The sequence below is a fragment of the Asticcacaulis sp. genome (genome assembly GCF_027484505.1).
GTDB lineage: Bacteria > Pseudomonadota > Alphaproteobacteria > Caulobacterales > Caulobacteraceae > Asticcacaulis.
On sequence record NZ_JAIXSV010000287.1, the window covers coordinates 1 to 3,453 of the forward strand.

At 54.2% G+C, this 3,453-nt stretch carries 4 protein-coding genes; 2 read left to right on the forward strand and 2 right to left on the reverse strand.

Annotated elements, in window-relative coordinates; genetic code table 11:
- Positions 1–79: 79 nt before the first annotated feature.
- The gene (locus Q0072_RS16685; protein ID WP_298332517.1) at positions 80–739 is read left to right on the forward strand and encodes a hypothetical protein; all 660 of its coding nucleotides are present in this window, start codon (positions 80–82) and stop codon (positions 737–739) included.
- A gap of 520 nt (positions 740–1,259) precedes the next feature.
- Here the strand turns inward: Q0072_RS16685 and Q0072_RS16690 are convergent.
- Positions 1,260–1,673, reverse strand: coding sequence for a PIN domain-containing protein (locus Q0072_RS16690; protein WP_298332519.1), 414 nt, complete (start codon positions 1,671–1,673; stop codon positions 1,260–1,262).
- Between the two features lie 14 nt (positions 1,674–1,687).
- Complete coding sequence (locus Q0072_RS16695) at positions 1,688–1,930, reverse strand: hypothetical protein (RefSeq protein WP_298332521.1); 243 nt, start codon at positions 1,928–1,930, stop codon at positions 1,688–1,690.
- 674 nt (positions 1,931–2,604) lie between these two features.
- Here Q0072_RS16695 and cas9 point away from each other — a divergent pair.
- A partial coding sequence (gene cas9 / locus Q0072_RS16700; RefSeq protein WP_298332523.1) for a type II CRISPR RNA-guided endonuclease Cas9 occupies positions 2,605–3,453 on the forward strand: 849 nt, incomplete at its 3' end.

Here is a 3,453-nt window from a genome sequence, read left to right on the forward strand (position 1 = left end):
CGGCCGTTGGTATAAGGTACAGGTTTAGGTGCGGTGACAACTTAGACAAGATGTGGCTCAGCCGTCTAAGGAAGTTGGTATGGCGATATTTAAGTATTTCACTGAAGAGGCCCACGCGCTGGCGCTTATAAAAAAGGGTTTGCTAATGATGCAGACACTTTCTCATTTTCGCGGACGGGAAGCGGACGGTGTTCGCGGTGATCCGCGTGACGGTATTTTGACCTATGCCCCGCAAAATGGCCTAGTGATGAATATGCAGGACGGCCGCATCATCAGGCTTGATGGCGGCAGCTTCAACTCGACAGTCAACCAAAACGACATATTCGTCTATTGCACAAGCAATCAGCTCTCCGCCAAACTTGCCGCGTCGTTTGGCAAATTCTGCGTCGAGATACCTAACCCGGAACTGTTAGTTAGCCGATTGAAGCAGCGTGCCCACCCCACCTCTCAACTCGACTATGACCAAGTCGTTTATGGTAAGGTCGATTATCGAGATCATAGGAAGGAGCCAAAGGCCGATTGGGCACTTCCCGAACGGCTAGTACTTATCAAACCAGACGACTTCGCGTGGCAAGATGAGTTTCGGATAGCGGTCGGCAAACGAGGTACGATGGCGTTTGAGAATGTTGGCCTCAATATCCAAACCGGACCAACCGAGCCCCTCCTTAAGCAAGTGCCTATACCAATCTTTCTTAAGGTTGGAAAACTGACTGAAATGACAATACTACACCGGTTTTAGTGGGCAGTTCGATAGCTGTTTTAAGTCTTGTTGTGGAGCGGTACGATGTGCATCGTTACTATGCGAAACGGTTTTGTTATAAATCTGAAATTATAGAGAATTTGCAGACAGGGTGGAATTGGCTCCGCCGCGCTCCGCCGAGCCTGCGCTTCGCTACGGTTACAAACCCCATCTCCTCCGTCGAGGAAGGCGCTACCATCGGCCTTATCGCCGCGCGCATCGGGGATCGCCCGAACGGCTGACTCGCCGGGCTTGCCTGCCGCGAGAACGGCCCCTGCCCCTGTACTGCGTCCCAAATGCCTCCCCGTGAAGCCAGACGCCGCGCGGCCGGACCTCGCGGACGCCCCACCGGCACGGGCGAGGTTAACCGCGTGGTTCACCTCAGCGCGGCCCCCTACCTGCCGCCTTGGCGAACACTGCCGGGCGGAGATTTGCGTCGGATGATCGCAAAAATTGGGAACTTATGAATTTCGAAACTACGAAATTACCGGATGTATTTGCCCCGGGAATGGCTGCGCGCTTAGTTGACTGCCCAGGGGTCGCTAATAATTATAGGCAAGCCCTCAAAGTCTTTGACGTTGCGAGTCGCAAGTTGTGCACCGGCGGCAGCCGCGATCCCGGCTATCATCATGTCAGATGCCGTTGAGGGTCGCCCCGTGGCGTCTCGAAAAGCCCTAAACTGCCCCGCTTTAAATGCGGCGCTCTCGTCAAGAGAGACAGCACCAAGCACCTCAAGTAACGTCAGAAAGGCCCTTTTCAACTCCGCTTTGCGCGCACCGTCCGGCAGACGCTCCAGACCGTAGGTGATCTCAGCGACAGTGACGGAGGTGGTCGCGAGCCTTGTCTCACCTATGCGGGACAGCCACTCTCCCACAGAGGGATGGGGTTGAGGTTTCATCAACTCCGATACGACATTGGTGTCGAGAATGACCATGAGTCCGCACCCGCCTATGCCTTGAAATCGGGCACATCCCGGTCGAAATTCCGCGGCGGGAGGTCAAGTTCAACGCCCTTATCGCCGCCAAACAGCTCTTTTGACAAGGCCAGAAGACCCGGGCCGGTAATCCCGCCCACCGCCTGTTTTAGGATCAAACGCGCCTCTTCTTCCATCGAATGCCCATGAGTCGCCGCCCTGATACGCAAGCGTTCCTTCAGCGCGTCATCAATGTTGCGGATGGTAATGCTCGCCATGACTTGTCTCCCGTTGCGCCAAAGTAGCATGATGCAATCAATGCAATCAAAACAATTGCTAAGAAAATAGAATTTGCCACGCTTCAGCATCAATATTTCATTTTATATGAGCGTGCGATTCGAGAGATTCGCGTTTTACGCGAACGGCCAGACGGGTTGAGGAAATTTGCTACGCCGGGATAATGCATCCGTAAAAACAAAAAAGGCGAGGCCGTAGCCTCGCCCTTATTTGGTGCAATCAAGCTGCTTGTTAACAGCTGGCTCGCGATCTCTGTGAGCCCAACATGGATCATGCTGCCTAGGTTGTCAATTCCTAAGAGCTGCAACTAATGGCCGTTGGCAATCGCCAGCAAAGCTAACTATTTAACGGTCATTAAAATTTGTCGAAGGCAGTGTTGGACTGCTGCCTCCTGTGATAAGAACGAGTCGTCAAACAAAGCAGCTAGCGGTCATTGAATGGGTTGGAATCCATCCTTGGCCGCCAGCTTTCTTAATCACTGGAGGCAACATAGGTTACGAATCGGTAATTGTCAACATTCCCTAATGGCCGTTATATAAATATATATACAATTGGCTGCTTAAGGTGTTATCCGTGTGGTATCGACCTCAATTTAAAGGCCCTTGCACTGGACGGCTCTGCATATGTATATCAAAAGTTGAGTGAGGGAAATAAAATGCGCAGATTGGGTCTCGACATCGGCACCAACAGCATCGGTTGGTGTTTGATCGAATATGATAAAACTCACCCTATCGGGCAACGCATCGTCGATATCGGGGTGCGGATTTTCAGCGATGGCCGTGATCCGAAATCCGGCGCCTCTCTGGCTGTGGATCGTCGGGAGGCCCGCGCCATGCGCCGGCGGCGCGACCGCTATCTGGGGCGACGTTCGGCCTTTCACGAAACCCCGATCCAATACGGTCTGATGCCGGAAGATCAGGACGAAGCGCGGCTTGTGGCTGAAAAAGACCCCTACGAATTGCGCAAAAAAGCGTTGGACGAAGCCCTGACCCCGCATGAGATCGGGCGCGCCCTCTTTCATCTCAATCAGCGGCGCGGCTTCAAGTCGAACCGCAAGGCGGATCGCACGTCAAAAGACGGGGAAGACGGCAAGATCGCCACGGGGGCCAAGACGCTGGACGCCGCTATGGCCGAGGCAGGCGCGCGGACTTTGGGAGAATTTCTGGCCGGACGCGCGGAGAAACGGGTGCGGCTCAATGGTGAAAACCAAGCCTATGACTTCTACCCTCAGCGCCATCATATCGAATACGAATTTAATACCATCTGGGACACGCAGGCTCAACATCACCCTACCCTTCTAACTCACGCGGCGCGCGTTGAACTTTACAGCTATCTTTTTCTGCAGCGCCCTCTGAAAACGCCGGAGGTCGGTTTCTGCACCTTTGCCGGGATGAACGGCGTCCCGGCGGATGAGCATCGGCTGCCCAAGGCGCATCCCCTGTTCCAGCAGCGTCGCCTATATGAAGAGGTCAATAATCTGCGCATCGTCGCGCCCGGCGAAGCC

Coding starts and splice junctions, on each gene's coding strand:
- Q0072_RS16685 (WP_298332517.1), top strand. CDS start 80: ATGGCGATATTTAAGTATTTCACTGAAGAGGCCCACGCGCTGGCGCTT.
- Q0072_RS16695 (WP_298332521.1), bottom strand. CDS start 1,930: ATGGCGAGCATTACCATCCGCAACATTGATGACGCGCTGAAGGAACGC.
- Q0072_RS16690 (WP_298332519.1), bottom strand. CDS start 1,673: ATGGTCATTCTCGACACCAATGTCGTATCGGAGTTGATGAAACCTCAA.